This is a genomic window from Kitasatospora sp. RG8 (genome assembly GCF_017813315.1).
Taxonomy (GTDB): Bacteria; Actinomycetota; Actinomycetes; order Streptomycetales; family Streptomycetaceae; genus Kitasatospora.
Genome location: NZ_JAGIYX010000012.1, coordinates 201,364 through 219,626, shown reverse-complemented (window position 1 = coordinate 219,626; position 18,263 = coordinate 201,364). Strand labels below are relative to the sequence as shown.

General features: G+C 74.8%; 17 protein-coding genes and 1 riboswitch. Of the genes, 11 read left to right on the top strand and 6 right to left on the bottom strand.

Annotated features, from left to right (window positions below; all coding sequences use genetic code 11):
• Positions 1-5 precede the first annotated feature (5 nt).
• A complete protein-coding gene (locus tag J5Y04_RS20160) occupies positions 6-1,061 on the top strand; it encodes an N-acetylmuramoyl-L-alanine amidase (protein ID WP_209413462.1) in 1,056 nt (351 codons plus the stop codon).
• A 209-nt stretch (positions 1,062-1,270) separates the two neighbouring features.
• A complete protein-coding gene (locus J5Y04_RS20155; protein ID WP_209413461.1) occupies positions 1,271-2,212 on the top strand; it encodes a hypothetical protein in 942 nt (313 codons plus the stop codon).
• Positions 2,213-2,384: 172 nt separating this feature from the next.
• On the opposite strand, the gene J5Y04_RS20150 is transcribed toward J5Y04_RS20155, so the two are convergent.
• The 3 genes from J5Y04_RS20150 to J5Y04_RS20140 form a co-directional block, all read right to left on the bottom strand.
• Entirely contained in the window at positions 2,385-3,464 is a 1,080-nt protein-coding gene (locus J5Y04_RS20150; protein ID WP_209413460.1) for a prenyltransferase, read from the bottom strand.
• The gene (locus J5Y04_RS20145) at positions 3,461-4,270 is read right to left on the bottom strand and encodes a class I SAM-dependent methyltransferase (protein WP_209413459.1); all 810 of its coding nucleotides are present in this window, start codon (positions 4,268-4,270) and stop codon (positions 3,461-3,463) included. The genes J5Y04_RS20150 and J5Y04_RS20145 overlap by 4 nt, the downstream gene beginning before the upstream one ends.
• 153 nt (positions 4,271-4,423) lie before the next feature.
• Positions 4,424-5,734 carry a glycosyltransferase family 4 protein gene (locus J5Y04_RS20140; RefSeq protein ID WP_209413458.1) on the bottom strand — a complete coding sequence of 437 codons (1,311 nt, stop codon included), beginning with the start codon at positions 5,732-5,734 and terminating at the stop codon, positions 4,424-4,426.
• Between the two features lie 366 nt (positions 5,735-6,100).
• On the opposite strand from J5Y04_RS20140, the gene J5Y04_RS20135 reads away from it, so the two are divergent.
• From J5Y04_RS20135 to J5Y04_RS20110, 6 genes are all read left to right on the top strand, one after another.
• Complete coding sequence (locus J5Y04_RS20135; RefSeq protein WP_209413457.1) at positions 6,101-6,772, top strand: TetR family transcriptional regulator; 672 nt, start codon at positions 6,101-6,103, stop codon at positions 6,770-6,772.
• A 280-nt stretch (positions 6,773-7,052) separates the two neighbouring features.
• A riboswitch (cobalamin riboswitch) is annotated at positions 7,053-7,126 on the top strand.
• Between the two features lie 104 nt (positions 7,127-7,230).
• Positions 7,231-8,514 (top strand): prenyltransferase/squalene oxidase repeat-containing protein, encoded by a 1,284-nt coding sequence (locus tag J5Y04_RS20130; RefSeq protein WP_209413456.1) that lies wholly within the window; start codon positions 7,231-7,233, stop codon positions 8,512-8,514.
• A gap of 158 nt (positions 8,515-8,672) precedes the next feature.
• Entirely contained in the window at positions 8,673-9,338 is a 666-nt protein-coding gene (locus tag J5Y04_RS20125; RefSeq protein ID WP_209413455.1) for an SCO2322 family protein, read from the top strand.
• Between the two features lie 424 nt (positions 9,339-9,762).
• Positions 9,763-10,893: a CbiQ family ECF transporter T component gene (locus tag J5Y04_RS20120; RefSeq protein ID WP_209413454.1), complete on the top strand. Its 1,131-nt coding sequence runs from the start codon at positions 9,763-9,765 to the stop codon at positions 10,891-10,893.
• Between the two features lie 109 nt (positions 10,894-11,002).
• Complete coding sequence (locus J5Y04_RS20115) at positions 11,003-12,613, top strand: ABC transporter ATP-binding protein (RefSeq protein WP_209413453.1); 1,611 nt, start codon at positions 11,003-11,005, stop codon at positions 12,611-12,613.
• Complete coding sequence (locus tag J5Y04_RS20110) at positions 12,610-13,539, top strand: ECF transporter S component (RefSeq protein WP_209413452.1); 930 nt, start codon at positions 12,610-12,612, stop codon at positions 13,537-13,539. Before J5Y04_RS20115 ends, J5Y04_RS20110 begins: the two co-directional genes overlap by 4 nt.
• Before the next feature lie 540 nt (positions 13,540-14,079).
• Here the strand turns inward: J5Y04_RS20110 and J5Y04_RS20105 are convergent.
• Entirely contained in the window at positions 14,080-14,928 is an 849-nt protein-coding gene (locus J5Y04_RS20105) for a helix-turn-helix domain-containing protein (protein WP_209413451.1), read from the bottom strand.
• 146 nt (positions 14,929-15,074) lie between these two features.
• Here J5Y04_RS20105 and J5Y04_RS20100 point away from each other — a divergent pair, with 146 nt between their 5' ends.
• The gene (locus J5Y04_RS20100) at positions 15,075-15,680 is read left to right on the top strand and encodes an NADPH-dependent FMN reductase (RefSeq protein ID WP_209413450.1); all 606 of its coding nucleotides are present in this window, start codon (positions 15,075-15,077) and stop codon (positions 15,678-15,680) included.
• 157 nt (positions 15,681-15,837) lie between these two features.
• Positions 15,838-16,617 (top strand): class I SAM-dependent methyltransferase, encoded by a 780-nt coding sequence (locus tag J5Y04_RS20095; protein WP_209413449.1) that lies wholly within the window; start codon positions 15,838-15,840, stop codon positions 16,615-16,617.
• A 250-nt stretch (positions 16,618-16,867) separates the two neighbouring features.
• Here J5Y04_RS20095 and J5Y04_RS20090 read toward each other — a convergent pair whose 3' ends face one another.
• Together J5Y04_RS20090 and J5Y04_RS20085 are read right to left on the bottom strand one after the other, a co-directional pair.
• Positions 16,868-17,200 (bottom strand): antibiotic biosynthesis monooxygenase, encoded by a 333-nt coding sequence (locus J5Y04_RS20090; RefSeq protein WP_148645357.1) that lies wholly within the window; start codon positions 17,198-17,200, stop codon positions 16,868-16,870.
• 149 nt (positions 17,201-17,349) lie between these two features.
• Entirely contained in the window at positions 17,350-17,727 is a 378-nt protein-coding gene (locus J5Y04_RS20085; RefSeq protein ID WP_209413448.1) for a cupin domain-containing protein, read from the bottom strand.
• A gap of 59 nt (positions 17,728-17,786) precedes the next feature.
• Between J5Y04_RS20085 and J5Y04_RS20080 the strand changes: the two genes are divergently transcribed.
• Positions 17,787-18,263, top strand: coding sequence for a MarR family winged helix-turn-helix transcriptional regulator (locus J5Y04_RS20080; protein WP_305852855.1), 477 nt, complete (start codon positions 17,787-17,789; stop codon positions 18,261-18,263).

The following is an 18,263-nucleotide window of genomic DNA, read 5'->3' as shown; positions in this document are numbered from 1 at the left end:
CACCCGTGACCCGCACCACCCAGGGCAACCCGCACGACGAACCACCGCGCCGCTCCCGCCTGTTGCTCACCACCACGGTGGCCGGCGCGCTGGTGCCGCTCGGCCTGGCCGGCTGGCTGCTCTGGCAGGCCGTCGGCGACCCCGGCAAGGCGGACGACGCGGCGCCGTCGGTCCACGCGGCGGAGGCGGCCGCCCCGCCCGCGCCCTCGGCCACGACGGCCGCCGGGACGGCCCCGGCCTCCCCGGACGCCACCGCCACCCCCACCGCCACCTCCACCCCGACCGGACCGGAGCCGACGAGTGCCGCGCCGGCCACCCCCGAGGCCGGCGCCACCACTCCCGCCTCCGGCCCGGCCACCACTCCCGGCGCCTCCGCCCCCGCGTCCACCGGCCTCGCCGGCCGGACGGTGCTGCTCGACCCCGGCCACAACCCCGGCAACTTCGCCCACGCCACCGAGATCAACCGCCTGGTCGACATCGGCAACGCCCGCAAGGAGTGCGACACCACCGGCACCTCCACCAACGCCGGCTACACCGAGGCCGAGTTCTCCCTGGACGTCTCCCGCCGGGCCCGCGCGATCCTCACCGCCCGCGGCGCCACGGTGGTGCTGGTCCAGGACGGCGACCGGCCCTGGGGACCGTGCATCGACGAGCGCGCCCGGGCGGGCGCGGAGGCGCACGCCGACGTGGCGGTCTCGGTGCACGGGGACGGCGGCCCGGCCGGCGGCAGCGGGTTCCACGTGATCACGCCCGCCAAGGTGGTCGCGGGGAAGGCGGACAACTCCGCGATCGTCGCCCCCTCCCACCGGCTCGGCCTGCTCCTGCGCGACGGCTTCCGCGCGGCCAGCGGCGAGCAGTACGCCGACTACACGGCGAGTCAGGGGCTCGACACCCGCTCCGACCTCGGCGGGTTGAACCTCTCCACCGTGCCCAAGGTCTTCATCGAGTGCGGTAACATGCGCAACTCGGTCGACGCCAGGCGGATGACGGACCCTCAGTGGCGCCAGCAGGCGGCCCAGGGGATCGCCGACGCGCTGACGACGTTTCTGACCACGCGGTAGGCGCCTGCGGCCGAGGGGCCTGCCCGACCATCAGGTGGACGGCAGGAGTCGGGCCCGCGCAGTTTGCAACGACTTCGCCCCATTCCCGAGCCCGCTGTGCACCCGCGAGGCGGTTGGCCCTAGGCTTCTGGTCCGTTCGGAGTTTTCCGGACCGGTCAAGCCGACCGAGCACCACCGCCGTCCACGACACACCAACGAGGGGAACGTTAGTGAATCTGCGCGCTCTCACCAGGGGAGACGCCGCCGTCGCAGGTGCGGCCGTCCTGCTCTTCATCGCCTCCTTCCTGCCGTACTGGACCGTCGACTGCAGTGGCAGGTACTGCGGCGACACGTCGCAGAACGCCTGGGACAGCGTCCTGTTCCCCGTCCTGCCCTCGGTCTTCCTGCTCGGCATCCTCGCCGCCGTGCTGATCCTGGTGCAGCGCTTCCAGGGTGAGGCCGCCGCCAACCGCCAGGTGCTCGGCCTGCGGCTGGACCAGTGGGGCATCGCCTTCGCCGTCGCCGCGCTCTGGACCTCGATCTGGTCCCTGGGCGGCGGCCCGAAGGGCCTGGACCACGGCTTCGGCGCCTGGCTCGCCGTCATCTCGCTGATCGTGCTGGCCGGTGCCGCCGCGGCGAGCCCGCTGATCCCCGCGCTCAAGGCGCCCCTGGTCACCGACAAGCCGGCCGTCCCGCAGGGCTACCCTGGCGGCTACCCGGGCCCGCAGGCCGGCCAGCCGGGCCAGCCGGGCCAGCCCGGCCAGTACGGTTACCCGGCCCCCGGCCAGGACCCGCTCCAGGCGCAGCCGCCGGCGTTCGGTGGCCAGCCCGGCGGTTACGGCTACCCGGCCCCGCAGGGCGGTCAGCCCCAGGCCGGCCAGCCGCAGGACGCCGCGGCCCAGCACGCCGCCCAGCAGGCTCCGGCCGCCCAGGCCCAGCCCGCCCCGGCGGCTCCGGCGGCTCCGGCTGCCGACTTCGCGCCGTTCTGGTTCGCCGTCCCGGCGCCGCGTCAGCTGGCCCCGAAGGACAACCCGGCCGGGGCCCCTGTCGGCGAGCTGGTCCCGGGCACCTGGTACCTGGCGGTCGAGCAGCGCGGCGCCGCGCTGGTCGCCCAGCTCCAGGACGGCTCGCAGGGCCTGCTGACCGACACCACGGGCATCCAGCGCGGCTGACCCGTCGCCACCGCCGCACGGCGGTCGCACGCAACGCCGAAGGGCGGGACCGGATCGATCCGGTCCCGCCCTTCGGCGTTCGTTCCCCGTGGCGGCCGCCGAGGCCGTTGGCTCCCCCGTGGCGGCCGCCGACGCCCGCCTCAGCGGCGGCGTGCGCGGGCGGGTGCGCGCCTCAGCAGCAGTCCTGCACCACCAGTCCCGCGGGCAGCTGGTCACCGCCGAAGACCGCGACCGTGGCCGGGTCGCCGCCGAGCGCGGCGACGGCCAGCAGCAGCGCGCCCGCCGTCCAGGTGGTGCGCTCCTCGGGCCAGATGGCGTCGTCCTCGAACACGTACCCGGTCCAGTACGAGCCGTCGGTGTGCCGCAGGTGCTTCTGGATCCAGCGCAGGATGTCCACCGCGCGGTCGGACTCGCCGACCGCCCAGAGCGCGAGGGCCAGTTCGGCGCTCTCCCCGCCGGTCACCCAGGGCCGGTCGCTGACGCAGCGCACGCCGAGGCCGGGGACGACGAAGCGGTCCCAGTCCCGTTCGATCCGCTCCAGTGCGGCCGTTCCGCGCAGCGCGGTGCCGAGCACCGGGTAGTACCAGTCCATCGAGAAGCGGTCCTTGTCGAGGAACCGCTCGGGGTGGTGGGCGATGGCGTGCCGCAGCCGGCCGGCCGCCAGCTCCCAGTCGGGCTGCGGCTCCTCCAGGTAGTCGGCGATGGCCAGGCCGCAGCGGAGCGCGTGCAGGATCGAGGACGAGCCGGTGAGCAGCGCCTCGTCGGGCGCCTCGCCGTTCTCGTCGACCCGCCAGGAGATCGGCCCGCCGGGCAGCCGCAGGCCGACGATGAAGTCCAGGGCGCGCCTGACCACGGGCCAGATCCAGTCCAGGAAGGCGTCGTCGCCGGTGCTGAGGTGGTGGTGCCAGACCCCGACCGCGATGTAGGCGCAGAAGTTGGTCTCCTTGGCCGGGTTGGAGACCTCGCCGTCGGTGCCGCCCTGCCCGTAGGCGTAGGCCGCGTACCAGGAGCCGTCGGGGTTCTGGCGGGCCGCCAGCCAGCGGTAGGCGGCCTCGGCGGCGGCGTGCTCGCCCGCGGTGTCGAGGGCCATCGCGGCCTCGGTGTGGTCCCACGGGTCGAGGTGGTGGCCGGTGAACCACGGTATGGCGCCATCGGCCTGCTGCTCGGCGAGGATGCTGCCGACGGTGCGGGCGGCCTGCTCGGCGTCGAGCACCCCGTCCAGCAGCAGCACCTCGGGAACGGCGGCGGTCACTCGCCGGCCCGCCCGGTCTCGGCCCGGTCCGCCTCGGCCCGGTCCGCCTCGGCACCGACCTGCTCGGCGCGGTTGGGCTCGGCGCGGTTGGGCTTGGAGGCGTAGGCGACGAAGCTCTTGCCGATGACCGGGTTGAGCGCCTTCTCGGCGGCCTTGGTGAGGGTGCTGATCACCGGGGTGCCGACGATGTCCCAGACCAGCAGCTGGTGGTAGGCCTTGACCGGCAGCGCCTTGTCGTTGTCCACGCCGACCGCGCACTTGATCCACCAGTACGGCGCGTGCAGCGCGTGCGCGTGGTGGGTGCCGTACGGCTCCAGGCCGGCGTCCTTGAGCTTGCCGAGCAGTTCGTCACCGCGGTAGATGCGGATGTGGCCGCCCTCGACCTCGTGGTACTCGTCGGAGAGCGCCCAGCAGATCTTCTCCGGCAGCCAGCGCGGCACGGTGACGGCCAGCAGGCCGCCGGGCTTGAGGACGCGGAACATCTCGTTGAGCACGCCCTTGTCGTCGGGGATGTGCTCCATCACCTCGGAGATGATGATCTTGTCGAAGTACTCGTCCTCGAACGGCAGGGCCAGCGCGTTGCCCTCCATGGCGACCGCCGACGCGCCCTCGGGGGCCTCGCCCGCCTGCTCCATGGCCGCGAACCATTTCCTGACCTCGGCGATCTCCTCGGTGTTCTGGTCGAGGGCGATCACGTTGGCCCCGCGCCGGTAGCACTCGAACGCGTGCCGCCCCCCGCCGCAGCCCAGGTCGAGCACCCGGTCGCCGGGGGCGAGCGGGAAGCGCGAGAAATCAACGGTCAGCACTGCGGGGCTCCCATTCCTTTGGTACCAAGCGTTTCTGACGCCACGTCAGAACTGTGGGGGACAGCGTGAGAACAGGGTGACCTGCCGGACGGCCGGCGGGGCGACGCGCCGGGTACCGTCCCGGCCGGGCGGCCGGTCCGGCCCGGCGGCCCGTCAGGCCACGTAGCGCCAGCCCGGACCGGAGCGGGCCCGCTGCCCGACGCCGGTGGCGATCGCCGCCCGGTAGCCCTCGACGGTCAGTTCGGCGGCCCGCTGCCAGGTGAACCGTTCGAGCACCCGCTCGCGCCCGGCCCCGCCGAGCGCGACGCGCAGCTCCGGATCGTCCAGCAGCCGGCCGAGTGCGGCCGCCAGCGCGCCCGCGTCGCCCGGCGGAACGGCGAGACAGCTCTCGCCGTCCGGCCCGGCCACCTCCGGGATCGCCCCGCCGGTGGTGGCGACCAGCGGCGTCGCGGTGGCCATCGCCTCGGCGGCGGGCAACGAGAAGCCCTCGTACAGGGACGGGACGCAGGCCACCTCGGCCGAACGGTAGAGGTCGACCAGCTCCTGGTCGGTCAGGCCGCTGCGGAACTCGATGTGCTCCTCCAGGCCGAACCGGCGCACCGCGTCGGCGACCGGCCCGCGCTCCTTCTGCGGCTTGCCGACCACGACCAGGTGCGCGTCCCGCTCGGTGCGGACCTTGGCCAGCGCCTCCACCAGGTACACCAGGCCCTTGAGCGGGACGTCCGCGCTGGAGGTGGTGACGATCCGGCCGGGCACCCGGCGCACCGTCTCCGACGGGGACCAGAGCCGCGTGTCGGCGCCGATCGGCACCACCGAGACCGCGCCGGGCGCGGCGCCCAGGTGCTCGACGATCTCCCGCTTCGAACTGCCGGAGACGGTGATGATGTGGTCCAGCCGGGCGGCCACCCGGCGCTGCATCCGGGTGAAGGCGTACCAGCGGCGCAGCGACAGCCGCCGCAGCCGGGTGGGGGCCGCGTCCAGCTCCAGCTGCCGGTCCACGGTGATCGGGTGATGGATCGTGGTGACCAGCGGGAAGCCGTGCCGTCCCAGGCCGAGCAGGCCGTAGCCGAGGGTCTGGTTGTCGTGCACCACGTCGTAGCGGCCCCTGTGCAGGGCGAGGTGGCGGCGGGCGCGCAGCGAGAAGGTCAGCGGCTCGGGGAAGCCGCCGGTGCGCATGGTGGCGACCTCCAGCACGTCCACCGGCCCCCGGTACTCGGCGAGGCCCGGGGTGCGGAACGGGTCGTCGGCGCGGTAGAGGTCCAGGCTGGGCAGCTCCACCAGCCGGACCGAGCCGGGGCCCTCGACCTCGTCCAGTACGGGGTAGGGCTGAGCACCGATCACGTCCACGTGGTGGCCGAGCCGGGCCAGTTCACGGGAGAGGTGTCGTACGTAGACGCCCTGGCCGCCGCAGAACGGGTCGCCGCGGTACGACAGCAGGGCAATCCGCAGCGGTTGCGCGGTCATCCTCGGCCCCCATCTCTGCTACTAGGTGTGCTGCCGGTCGCTAAAGTAGATCAGGTTTCAGTGTGGTGTGGAGTTCACCAGTGACCATGTGAACAATGAGAGACCTCGAAGATACCGGCCCGTAGCTTCCCGTCAGGAGCCAGGGCTGGTGATTCACGCCACGCCGGAGCACCCGACCGACCTGCCGGACCCACCTCGCGGGACCGGTCGGCCCGGCATGCTCCGGAGCTGTTCCGGACCTGCTCCGGCACTCCAGGAGCACCCCGCCACTCTCGCGCACCGGGAGCACCCTTGCACTCGCCAGCCGCACCGAATGCCGCACCGCCCGCCGACGCACCATCCGCTCCCCGCACCGCACCGGGCCCCGTGCCGAACCCCGCGGCGCCCGCCGACGCGCACCCGGCGCCGGCCCCCGCGACGCACCCCGCACCGGCCACCGCACCCTCCGCCGTACCGCCCCCCGACGGCCCGCCGCTGACCGCCCGACAGGCCGAGCGGCGCCACCGGATCCTGCGGTCCGCGACCGTGCTGGCGGCCCGCGGCGGGTACGAGGCGGTGCAGATGCGGGAGGTCGCGGAGGGCGCGCAGGTGGCGCTCGGCACCCTGTACCGCTACTTCCCGTCGAAGGTACATCTGCTGGTCGCGGTGATGCTGGAGCAGTTGCAGGGCCTCCAGGAGCAGGTCCGGCGGCACCCGCCGGCCGAGCGCGAACCGGCGCCGCGGGTCGCCGAGACGCTCACCCGGGCGTTCCACGCGCTCCAGCGCGAACCGCTGCTCGCGGAGGCGATGGTCCGGGCGCTCTCCTTCGCCGACCGCTCGGTCAGCACCGAGGTGGACCTCGTGAGCACGGCCACCGGGCAGCTGATCCTGGACGCGATCGGCCAGTCCGGACCGCCCACCGAGAGCCAGCGTGCCGCCGTCCGGGTGATGGAGCACACCTGGCACTCGGCGCTGGTGTCCTGGCTCTCCGGCCGGTCCTCGATCGCCGAGGTCCGCGCCGACCTGAACACCGCCGCCCGACTGCTCACGCTGCCCTGACCGCCCGGCCCCGGCGGCTGCCGCTCCGCCGGCCGGCCGCCGCCCTGACACCGGCCCGCCGCCCGCCCGCCACCGCCCCGGCGGCCGCACCGCCGGTGCCCGGCGGACGCCGTGCCGGTGCCGTGTCAGCACCGAGGCGCCGCTCCGCCGCCGGCGTCCCACCGCCGTGCCGCCACGCACCCCGCCCAAGTGGAACCTGTTCTCGTCAGGGCGGGTCGGACGGGCGCCGAACGGCGGCTAGAGTCGACCCGCAGGACAACTCCATCCCGCTTCTCCTCCGGGGAAAGCCGGTGCGAATCCGGCACTGACCCGCAACCGTGAGCCCGGTGGACAGCCGGGCGAGTCGGAGTGCCCGGGGAGGGGCGAGCGGCCGGACCGGGCACACCCGTGCCCGGCACCGTCGAGGACTACGGAGGGCCCCCGGGCCACCACCGCTCACCGAAAGGCTCATCTCCACCATGCACACCGCCGCCCGTCTGGGCGCCGCCGCCCTGTCCGCCGCGCTGCTCACCGGCACCGCCGCCGCACCGGCCCTCGCCGACAGCCCCTCGCCCGGCGCCGTCACCGTCCCCGAGGGCCTGTACGGCAAGAGCGACCCGACGTTCGACGGGGTGTGGCGGCAGTCGCTCGCCCTCACCGCGCTGGCCGACGCCAAGGTGACGCCCGCCGACTCCGCCGTCTCCTGGCTCACCGGCCAGCAGTGCGCGGACGGCGGCTGGCCCTCGTTCCGCGCGGACACCACCGCGGCCTGCGACGCCACCACCGAGGACAGCAACGCGACCACCCTCGCCATCCAGGCGCTGGTCGCGCTCGGTGGACACCAGGACGCCGTCGACAAGGGCGTCCAGTGGCTGAAGACCAACCAGAACGCGGACGGCAGCTGGGCCTACAACCCCGGCAGCCCGGGCGACGCCGACTCCACCGGTCTCGCCGTCAGCGCCCTGTTCGCCGCCAAGGTGGACCCGGCCGGCGTCGCCAAGGCCGGAAAGAACGCCTTCGACGGGCTGGCGCTCTTCCAACTCGGCTGTGCCGCCCCGGCCGACCAGCGCGGAGCCTTCGCCTACCAGCCCAAGCCGGACGGCACGTTCGAGCCGAACGCCCTCGCCACCGGCCAGGCCTCGCTGGCCGCGGCCGGCGGGAAGCTGCCGGTCACCAACACCAACCGGACCGACGCCGCTCCCAAGGCGCTCGTCTGTGCGGACGGCTCCACCGGATCCACCGGCGCCACGTCGACGGCCGTGCCGCGCGCCGACTCCGGCGAGGCCGCCGGCGCCTACGTCACCGCGCAGCTCGCGGCGGGCGGGCAGCACCTCACCCTCACCACCCCCGGTGCCGCTCCCACCCCCGACCACACGGCCACCGCGTGGGCCGCGCTCGGCCTGATCCAGGGCGGCCACCCGCAGCAGGCCGCCGGCGCGGTCGACTGGCTGGCCAAGGAGGGCACCACCTGGACCAAGGGCGGCACCGACGCCGCCGCCACGGCCAGCCTGCTGCTCGTCGCCCAGGCCGCCCACCGCGACCCGGCCTCGTTCGGCGGCGACCTGGTCGCGCAGCTGACCGCCCTCGGCCCCGCGCCGAAGGCGGCCGCCCCGGCGGCATCGGGTTCGGCCTCTGCTCCGGCGAAGGAGGAGAAGAAGGACGGCGGCATCAGCCAGTGGTGGCTGATCGGCGTCGGCCTCCTCATCGGCATCGGCGGCGGCCTGGTCCTGAGCCTCCAGCGCAAGCGCGGCCCGAAGCTGTGACCAGCCCCGGCGAGCCGGCCGGCCCGGACGGGTCGACCGGCGCTGGCGGGACGGCCCGCGCGAACGGGACGGCCGGCTCGAGCGGGTGCTCGGGGGACCGGTCGGACTCGGCCGGCCTGAGCGGGTCGGCCGGGGCGGCTGTCCGCTGTGGCCGGCGGGTGACGCCTGCGGTCGTCCGGTTCGTCGCCGGGGTGGTGGCCGGGGTGCTGATCCTGCTGGTGCTCGGGGCGGCCCCGGCCCAGGCCGCCGGGTACCGGTACTGGTCATTCTGGAAGTGGTCCGGCAGCGCCTGGGCGTACCAGCAGCAGGGGCCCACGGTCTACGTGCCGCAGGACGGCGGCGTGGACGGGTGGCGCTTCGCCGTCAGTCCGGACGGCGGCCGGGACGCCGCCCGTCCCGGCACCGACGCGGACTTCGCCACCATCTGCGGGGCCACGCCCGAACAGCAGGGGCGCAAGCGGGTGGGCGTGGTCCTGGACTTCGGCACCGCCGCCGACTCCGCCGGCGAAACCCCGCCCGGACGCCGCACCGCCTGCGCCGTCGTGCCCGGCAACGCCAGCTCGGCGGAGGTGCTGGCCACCGTCGCCCCGCCGCTGCGGTACGACAGCAGCGGACTGCTGTGCGCCATCGCCGGCTACCCGAGGTCCGGCTGCGCCGACCAGCTCGGCGCAGCCGGGCAGCCCTCGTCCGAGGCCACCCTCGTCGCCGTCCGCGACGATCCCGCGCCCGGTTCCGACGGCCCGGACCTCGGAGTGATCGGCGGCGCCGTCCTCGTCACCGCCCTCGCCGCGGGCGCCGTCTGGCAGGTGCGCCGACGACGGTGAACCCGGAGCGAATATGTAGACCGGTCCATAGATGCCGACGCGGCCAACCTGGCTGGCTCAGTCGACCCGGCCAACCCCGCCAACCCGGCCAACCCGGCCGGCATGAATCGAATATACCGATCGGTCTACATATATAGACCGGTCCATATATACCGACCGGTCTACAGATAACGGCCCCACCGCGAACGCGCCAGAGTGGGAAGTCGGCCCAGCCGACTTCCCACTCCGGGCCCAGCTCACACCAACCCGGCGCGCCCGGCCCCCGGCGCCCGCCCCGCGAACGCCCCCAGCCCACCAGCCGCCGCCCCGCCACCCCATCCGCCGACCCGCTCGCCGACCACCCACCGCCCACCGCCCATCACCCCTCAACCCGCCAACCGCTCCCTCCCCCAGCCCACCCGCGCCGACCTGGACCCCCTCCGCCGTGACCACACCCCGCGCCGCCGGCCCGCCCCGCGCCGCCCGCTCCCGCCGCCCGCCCATCGGCCCCCGCCAACTGCATCCCGGGGCCTGGTGGCTGTGGGCGCTGAGCCTGGGCGCGGCGGCGACCCGCACCACCAATCCGCTCATCCTCCTGCTCCTCGCCGCCGTGGCCGGCTACGTCGTGGCCGCCCGCCGCGGCGATGCGCCGTGGTCGCGCTCGTACGGCGCGTTCCTCCGGCTCGGACTGATGGTGCTGGGCATCCGCCTGGTGTTCGCCGTACTGCTCGGTTCGCCGGTCCCGGGGACGCACGTCCTCTTCACCCTCCCCGAGGTGCCGCTGCCCACCTGGGCACAGGGCGTGCGGATCGGTGGCCGGGTCACCGTCGAGGGTCTGCTCGCCGCGCTCTACGACGGCCTGCGCCTGGCCACCCTGCTGGTCTGCGTCGGCGCCGCGAACGCCCTCGCCAGCCCGGCCCGCCTGCTGCGCACGCTTCCCGGCGCGCTCTACGAGGCGGGCGTGGCCGTCGTCGTGGCGATGACCTTCGCGCCGAACCTGGTCGCCGACGTCCGGCGGCTGCGGGCCGCCCGCCGTCTGCGCGGGCGCACCGACCGGGGCATCGCCGCCGTACTGAGCGTCGGGATTCCCGTCCTGGAGGGCGCGTTGGAGCGCTCGGTGGCGCTCGCCGCCGCAATGGACACCCGCGGCTTCGGCCGCACCACCGACATCCCTCCGCGTCTCGCCCGCACCACCGCCGCGCTCACCCTGGCCGGCCTGCTCGGCGTCTGCCTCGCCACGTACGGGCTGCTGACCGCCGGCGGCACCGGCTGGGCCCTGCCCGTGCTGCTGCTCGGCCTGGCCGCGGCCTTCACCGGACTGCTGCTCGGCGGACGCCGTTCCACCAGGACGCGCTACCGGCCCGACCCGTGGGCGCTGCCGGAGTGGCTGACCGCCGGTTCGGGCGTGGCCGTGGCCGGGCTGACGATCTGGCTGTCCGCGCGCGCCCCGGCCGCCTTCGCCCCCACCGTCGTCCCGCCGACCGCCCCCACCCTGCCACTGGCCGCCGTGGTCGCCGTCCTGATCGGCCTGGTCCCGGCGTTCGCCGCGCCGCCACCACCCCGGAGGGCTTCGTGACCACCCCGGAGGACCTCATGGCCACCCCCACCCGGCCCACCGCCCGGCCCACCGCCCCGCACCGGCCCACCACCCGGGCCACCACCCCGCACCAGCCCCGGAGGGCCTCGTGATCACCTTCGACCAGGTCTCCGTCCAGTACTCCGACGCCGCGGCCCCCGCGCTGAGCGGTGTCGACCTGACGATCCCCGAGGGCGAACTCTGCCTGCTGGTCGGCCCGTCGGGCTCCGGCAAGTCCACCCTCCTGGGCACGGTCAGCGGCCTCGTCCCGCACTTCACCGGCGGCGTGCTGCACGGCCGGGTCACCGTCGGCGGGCGCGACACCCGCGAGCACCGGCCGCGTGAACTCGCCGATCTGGTCGGCACGGTGGGCCAGGACCCGCTGGCACACTTCGTCACCGACACGGTCGAGGACGAACTCGCCTACGGCATGGAGTCGTTGGGCCTGGCCCCGGACGTGATGCGCCGCCGGGTCGAGGAGACGCTCGACCTGCTCGGCCTCGCCGACCTCCGTGACCGCGCCCTCGGCTCCCTCTCCGGCGGCCAGCAGCAGCGCGTCGCGATCGGCTCGGTGCTCACCGTCCACCCGCGCGTGCTGGTCCTGGACGAGCCCACCTCCGCGCTCGACCCGGGCGCCGCCGAGGAGGTGCTGGCCGTGCTGCAGCGGCTGGTCCACGACCTCGGCACCACCGTGCTGATGGCCGAGCACCGGCTGGAGCGGGTCGTCCAGTACGCCGACCAGGTCCTGTTGCTCACCCCCGGCGCGCCACCCGTCCTCGGCGAACCCGCCGCGGTGATGGCGCACTCGCCCGTCCACCCGCCCGTGGTGGGCCTCGGCCGGCTCGCCGGCTGGGACCCGCTGCCGCTCTCCGTCCGCGACGCCCGCCGCAAGGCGGCCGGCCTCCGCGCCCGGCTCGACGGCCTGCACCCGGACGCCGCTCCCGCGCCCACCGGCACGCCCGTCGCCGAGACGGGGCGCCTCGCCGTCAGGCGCGGCCCCGTCCCCGCCCTCCGTGGCGTGGACCTCGCCCTCCACCCCGGCGAGATCACCGCGCTCATGGGCCGCAACGGCGCCGGGAAGTCGACCCTGCTCGGCGCCCTGGTCGGCCTGCACGCGCCTGCCGCCGGCAGTGCCCGGGTCGGCGGGCTCACCCCGCACCGCAGCCGGCCCGCCGACCTGATCCGCCAGGTCGGGCTCGTCCCCCAGGACCCGCGCGACCTGCTCTACGGGGAGAGCGTCACCGCCGAGTGCGCCGCCGCCGACGCCGACGCGGGCGCCGCCCCCGGCACCTGCCGCGCCCTGGTCGAACGGCTGCTGCCCGGCATCGCCGACACCACCCACCCCCGCGACCTCTCCGAGGGCCAGCGGCTCACCCTGGCCCTGGCCGTCGTCCTCACCGCCCGGCCCCCGCTCCTGCTGCTCGACGAGCCGACCCGCGGCCTCGACTACGCCGCCAAGTCCCGCCTGGTCGCGATCCTGCGCGCGCTCGCCGCCGACGGCCACGCCGTCCTGCTCGCCACCCATGACGTGGAACTGGCCGCCGAACTCGCCCACCGCACGGTGATCCTGGCCGAGGGCGAGATCGTCGCGGACGGTCCGACGCCCGAAGTGGTGGTCTCCTCGCCCGCGTTCGCCCCGCAGGTCGCCAAGATCCTCACCCCCTCTCCCTGGCTCACCGTCCACCAGGTCGAGCGGGCCCTCGACGGGAGCGCCGGATGAGCCGCCCGACCCCTCCCGACGGCCCCGTCCCTCCCGGCAACCCGGCCCCACCCGGCAGCCCGGCCCCTCCCCCCAGCGCCCTCCCCCTCGGTCGCCCCGTCCCCCTGGGCCGCCGCTCGGTCGCGACGCTGCTCCTCACCTCGCTGGTCGGCGTGGCCGCCTTCGGCTGGCCGCTGCTCGCCGCGACCGACTCCGCGCTGGTCGGCCACGCGACCGACGCCCCTTGGCTGTTCGCCCTGCTCCTGCCGCTGCTGCTCGCCGTCGTGGTCGCCCAGATCTCCGAGGGCCGCACGGCGGGCGGCGGCGCTCCGGGACTGGACGCCAAGTCGGTCGCCCTGCTCGGCGTGCTGGCCGCCGCGGGGGCGGCCCTGCGCCCGCTCGGCGCCGGCACGGCCGGGCTGGAGCCGATGTTCTTCCTCATGGTGCTGTCCGGACGGGTGCTCGGCCCGGGCTTCGGCTTCGTGCTCGGCTCGCTCTCGATGTTCGCCTCCGCCCTGCTGACCGGCGGGGTGGGCCCCTGGCTGCCGTTCCAGATGCTCGCCATGGGCTGGGTCTGCCTCGGCGCCGGTCTGCTCCCGGGCCCCGCCACCCTGCGCGGCCGCCGCGAACTCGCCCTGCTGGCCGGGTACGGGGCGGTGGCCTCCGTCCTCTACGGCACGGTCATGAACCTCCAGGGCTGGCCCTACATCGCCGGCCTGGCGAGCTCGATCTCCTTCGTCCCCGGCGACCCGGTCTCCGCCAACCTGGTCCGCTTCGCCGCCTACTGCCTGACCACCTCGCTCGGCTGGGACCTCCCCCGCGCCGCCCTCACCGTCGTCCTCTGCCTCAGCCTCGGCACCCCCCTCCTGCGCGCCCTGCGCCGGGCCAGCCGCCGCGCCGCGTTCGCCGCCCCGGTGGAGTTCCGCCCGCCCGGGAAGGCACCGTAGGGACGTAACCGCCCGGCCGGGGAGGCACCGTAGGAACGTGACCGCCCGGCCGGGGGCGGCCGGTCCAGGGGGCGGCGGCACCGCCGATAGGGGGACCGGCCGGGAACGGGGACCGGCCCGGCACGGGGACCGACGGGAAGGGGACTGGACCGGCAGTGAGCCGGCCAGGATTGCACCGGGTCACCGATCCGACCCGCGAAGGCGACGGGTCCGTGTTGAGCATCGAGCCGTTGTCCTTGGCCGCCGTCACCGTGGTGTCGGCTGTGGCCGCCCTTCTCTGCGCGGGGACCAAGGCCATCGCGGCGCTCGACGTTGCCGCGTTCGCTGGTCCCGGAGGTCGAGGTGTTCGGCGAACTGCGCTCGGAATGGCGGCGTTCCCGGACCGACGGCCCGGGCGAGGGTGCGACCGGGCCGCCACGCCGTGCAGGGCTCTGAGACAGCAGGAGCCGCCGCAGTACCGGCGGAAGCCACCGCAGTCCGTCGCCACCACAGTCCGTGGCAGCAGCAGTCCGTGGCAACCGTCCGGCTCCGCCGCAGCCTTCAGACCGCCCGCAGGGCACCCGGGCGGCGGCCGGTGAGGCGGTCGAGCGCGGTGGCGGTCGCCTCGTCGGCCGGGAGGTGGACGACGAGCCGCTGGTCGTCGTCGGCGGGCAGTTCGAGCGTCTCGTAGGCGAGCCGCAGCTCCCCCGCCTCCGGGTGGACGACCCGGGTGAGCCCGTTCGCCTGCGGCAGCCCGGGCACGGACTCCAGCCGGCCGGAGAACTCCGCTCCGCACGCGACGGTCAACTCGTCCATCAGCGCGCCGACATGGGCGTCCGACCGCCCCGGTCCCTGCTTGATGGCGGCGACCTGCTCGTCGGCGACCCGGTCCCAGTCCGGATAGGCCGCGCGCGCCCGCGGATCGGTGAAGACGAACCGCGGGAGGCTCGGCCGCCTGCCGTCCAGCAGTCCGACCGGCCCGGCCAGCCGCCGGTAGCCTTCCGTGCAGGCCAGGATCTCGCTCAGCCTGTTCAACAGCAGGGCGGGCGCCGGCTCCAGGCGGTCCAGCAGGGCCTGCACGGTCGGCCGGACCGCCCGGTTCGGCCCGGCGCCTCCCGTACAACTGAAGCCCGGATCGGCGCCCTTGACGAGCCGGTGCAGGTGGACCCGCTCGGCGGCGGTGAGCCGCAGCGCGTCCGCCAGCGCCGACAGCACCGGAGGTGACGGCCGCCGGTCCCGCCCCTGCTCCAGCCTGGTGACGTACTCGACACTGACCCCGGCGATCGTCGCCAGCTCCGCGCGGCGCAGTCCGGGCGTGCGCCGCCGCGGTCCGACGGGCAGCCCGGCCTCGGCCGGCGTGACGGCCTCACGGCGGAGGCGGAGGAAGAGGCCCAGCTCGTTGTCGCTCACCCGCCGAACGTAACACCCGGCCCCGGAGCGGATCGTGGCCCTGCCACTACCACTCTCCAGCCGGTCTCCCTCCCGCATCGTCCCGCCCGGCAGATTGGAGTCGTCAGGCCCGCCCCGGGCCACCCGACAACCCACGGAGCACCCCCATGTCCAATGAACGACTCAACCTCGCAGTGCTGGTCGGCAGTGTCCGGAACGGCCGCTTCGGCCCGGTCGTGGCGAACTGGTTCGCCGAACAGGCCGGACGGCACGGCGAGTTCGCCGTCGACCTGATCGACCTGGCGGACTTCGACATCCCGCTCGAACTGCCCTCCGTGCCACCGGCGATGCAGCCCGACCTGCCCCGCCCCGCCGGGATGGCCGAGCTGACCCGGCGACTCAGGGCCGCCGACGCGGTCGTCGTGGTGACGCCCGACTACAACCGCAGCTTCCCGGCCGCCCTGAAGGCCGCCATCGACTGGCACTACACCGAGTGGCAGGCCAAGCCGATCGGCTTCGTCGGCTACAGCGGCGCCAGCGGCGGCCTGCTGGCGATCGAGCAACTGCGCCAGGTGTTCAACGAGTTGCACGCCCACACCGTCCGGGAGTACGTCTCCTTCCCCCGCTACTACCTGCTCTTCTCGCCGGACGGCACCCTCATCGCCCCGGAGGAGCCGGAGGGCTCGGCCAAGGTCCTGCTCGACCAACTGCACTGGTGGGCCGCAGTCCTTCACGACGCCCGCCGCGACCGCCCGTACGTCGCCGGCCGGTGACCCGTCCGACCCCCCGGAGCCCCGGAACCATCCGTCAACCCGGGCCCGGAGGCGCGTCGTTGCGCCGCCGGACAGCCGCCGTCGAAGTGGCGAGGAGGCGGCGAGGAGGTGACGAGGAGGGGTGGTCGGCCGGGAGTGGCACGGATACGGTGATCGCATGAAACAGGACGATCAGTTACTCCTCAGTTCGTCGTTCGGCACGGCGGCGGGCGCGTACGCCGAACACCGCCCGGACTACGCGCAGGCCGCGGTGCGTTGGGCGATCGAACCCGCGCCCGGCCTCCGGGTGCTCGACCTCGGCGCCGGAACCGGCAAGCTCACCGCCACGCTGGTCGCGGCGGGTGCCGAGGTCACGGCGGTCGAGCCCGACCCGGCGATGCTGGCCGAACTGCGCCGTGGACTGCCGACGGTCCGCGCCCTGCAGGGCAGCGCCGAGGCGATCCCGCTGCCGGACGCCTCCGTCGACGTCGTGCTGGCCGGCAACGCCATGCACTGGTTCGACATGGCGGTCGCGGGACCGGAGATCGCCAGGGTCCTGGCACCCGGCGGCGTCCTGGCCGGCCTGTGGAACCTCCTGGACGACCGGGTCGAGTGGGTCGCCGGGCTCACGCGGGTCAGCCCGGTCGAGGCCATCGGTCCCCGCGACACGCCCGCCAGTTGGCGCGCCGAGACGGCCGGGATGCACCTTCCCAAGACGGACGCGGCCGCCCGGTTCGGCTCACCGGAGCAGGCCGAGTTCCCGCACGGGCAGCGCCGCACCGCCGAGTCCCTCGTGGCGACCCTCGCGACGAGGGCGGGAATGCTGGTCATGCCGGAGCAGGAGCGGGAGGCCGCGCTCGGCCGGGTCCTCGCCTACCTCGCGGGGCAACCGGACACCGCCCACGGCGAGTTCACCCTCCCGATGCTGACCGGCGTGCTGCGCGTCCGGAGGCTGTGAGGCATCACGCCAAGCGGAATCGAAAACACTTCGGCCCCCACCCCGCCAGGGAGGGGACCGAAGGACGAGCAGGCGCGGCGCCGGATGCGGCGGCCGCGGTGTGGTGACCTCCGCGGCCCCGACCGGTACGTCCGGCCGGGGCCCTCGGAGAACGGGCCGGACCAGGCCCTGGGGCCGAACCAAGGCTCGGGCCCGACCAAGCCATTGGGCTGGACCATGCCTTCGGGCCGGACCAGACCTTCGGGCCGGACTAGGCCTTCGGGCCGGCCGACTGGACGACCTCGAAGGACCACAGGGTGGAGCCGGTCGCCGCGGGGCGCTGCGGGGCCTCGCCCTCGGCAGGCGGCGGGCCCTGGCGGTGGGCGGCCTGCATGGGGCCCTCCATCCAGGCCTTGAAGTCCTCCTCGCTGCGCCAGCGGGTGTAGACGAGGTAGCTGTCGGTGCCCTCGACCGGGCGGAGCAGCTCGAACCACTCGAAGCCGTCCGAGTTCTCGACGGCCCCGGCCCGGGAGGCGAAGCGCTTCTCCAGCACCTCACGCTGTTCGGCCGGAACGGTCAGCACGTTGATCTTCACGACGGACACGCCGCACCTCCTCGTTCACCGCGGCCCGTGCAGGCCCCGGTTCTGATGTGTGTCAGCAGCAGTCTGCTACACCACACACCACCGGCCGGACCAAGGCCGGGCGGAGATCCGTGGAGGTCGGACGGAGGCCGGCGAAGGTCAGGCGAAGGTCAGGCGATCCACCCCGGGGTGAAGCGGTCCTCCTCCGGGTCGCCCACCTTGAACACCCGGGCGCCGCCCGGCGCGGTGACGACGGCACTGAAAGCGGCCTCGGCGGTGATCCGGCGCGCCACCCCGGCCGGCAGGACGACGGTGTCACCGGCTGCCACGGTGAGTGTGTCGTCACCGAGTTCGACGGTCGCGCCGCCGGACACGACCGTCCAGATCTGCTCGGCGTCGAAGACGTGCAGCGGGCCCTGCCCGCCCTCCTTCATCTCGACCCGCCACAGGGAGTTGGTGGCGCCGCCCTGGGTGGGCGAGGCGAGGGTGGTCATCACGGCGTTGGGCGTCTCGGTGCGACGGGCTTCGGTGCTGCGGATGACGGTCATGCGTGAACCCCCTACAATGGACAATCAAGTTGTCTATATAGTCAATGAGGTTGTCCATCTTGTCAAGCGACTCCGCGCCCCCGGGTTTCGAGCTGCCGCTCCGCCTCCTCCTCGCCTTCCGCCTGATCATCGACGAGCTGCACGAGCGCATCGCCCGCGAGGGCCACCCGGACCTGCGCCCGATGCACGGGTTCGTCTTCCAGGCGATCGGTCCCGGCGGCACGACCGCCGTCGAGCTCGGCCGCCGGCTGGGCGTCTCCAAGCAGGCCGCCGGCAAGACCGTCGAGCAGCTCGAACAGCTCGGTTACGTCGAGCGCGGCAGCGACCCGGACGACGCCCGCCGCAAGGTGGTCCGGCTCACCGCACGCGGCACCGACTGCCTCGTCCGCTCCGCCCGGATCTTCGACGAGCTGCGCACCCAGTGGTCCGAGACGCTCGGCGAGGAGCGGCTGCGCGCCCTGGAGTCGGACCTGCGCGCACTCGCCCCCGGCGACCCGTTCCGCCTCGACACCCCGCGCTGGTTCGGTTCGCCCTGA

What these genes read in the sequence shown, in the direction of transcription:
- J5Y04_RS20140 (WP_209413458.1), bottom strand. Translation starts at nt 5,734, where the DNA reads ATGACCGCGCAACCGCTGCGGATTGCCCTGCTGTCGTACCGCGGCGAC.
- J5Y04_RS20100 (WP_209413450.1), top strand. Translation starts at nt 15,075, where the DNA reads ATGTCCAATGAACGACTCAACCTCGCAGTGCTGGTCGGCAGTGTCCGG.
- J5Y04_RS20130 (WP_209413456.1), top strand. Translation starts at nt 7,231, where the DNA reads ATGCACACCGCCGCCCGTCTGGGCGCCGCCGCCCTGTCCGCCGCGCTG.
- J5Y04_RS20095 (WP_209413449.1), top strand. Translation starts at nt 15,838, where the DNA reads ATGAAACAGGACGATCAGTTACTCCTCAGTTCGTCGTTCGGCACGGCG.
- J5Y04_RS20110 (WP_209413452.1), top strand. Translation starts at nt 12,610, where the DNA reads ATGAGCCGCCCGACCCCTCCCGACGGCCCCGTCCCTCCCGGCAACCCG.
- J5Y04_RS20085 (WP_209413448.1), bottom strand. Translation starts at nt 17,727, where the DNA reads ATGACCGTCATCCGCAGCACCGAAGCCCGTCGCACCGAGACGCCCAAC.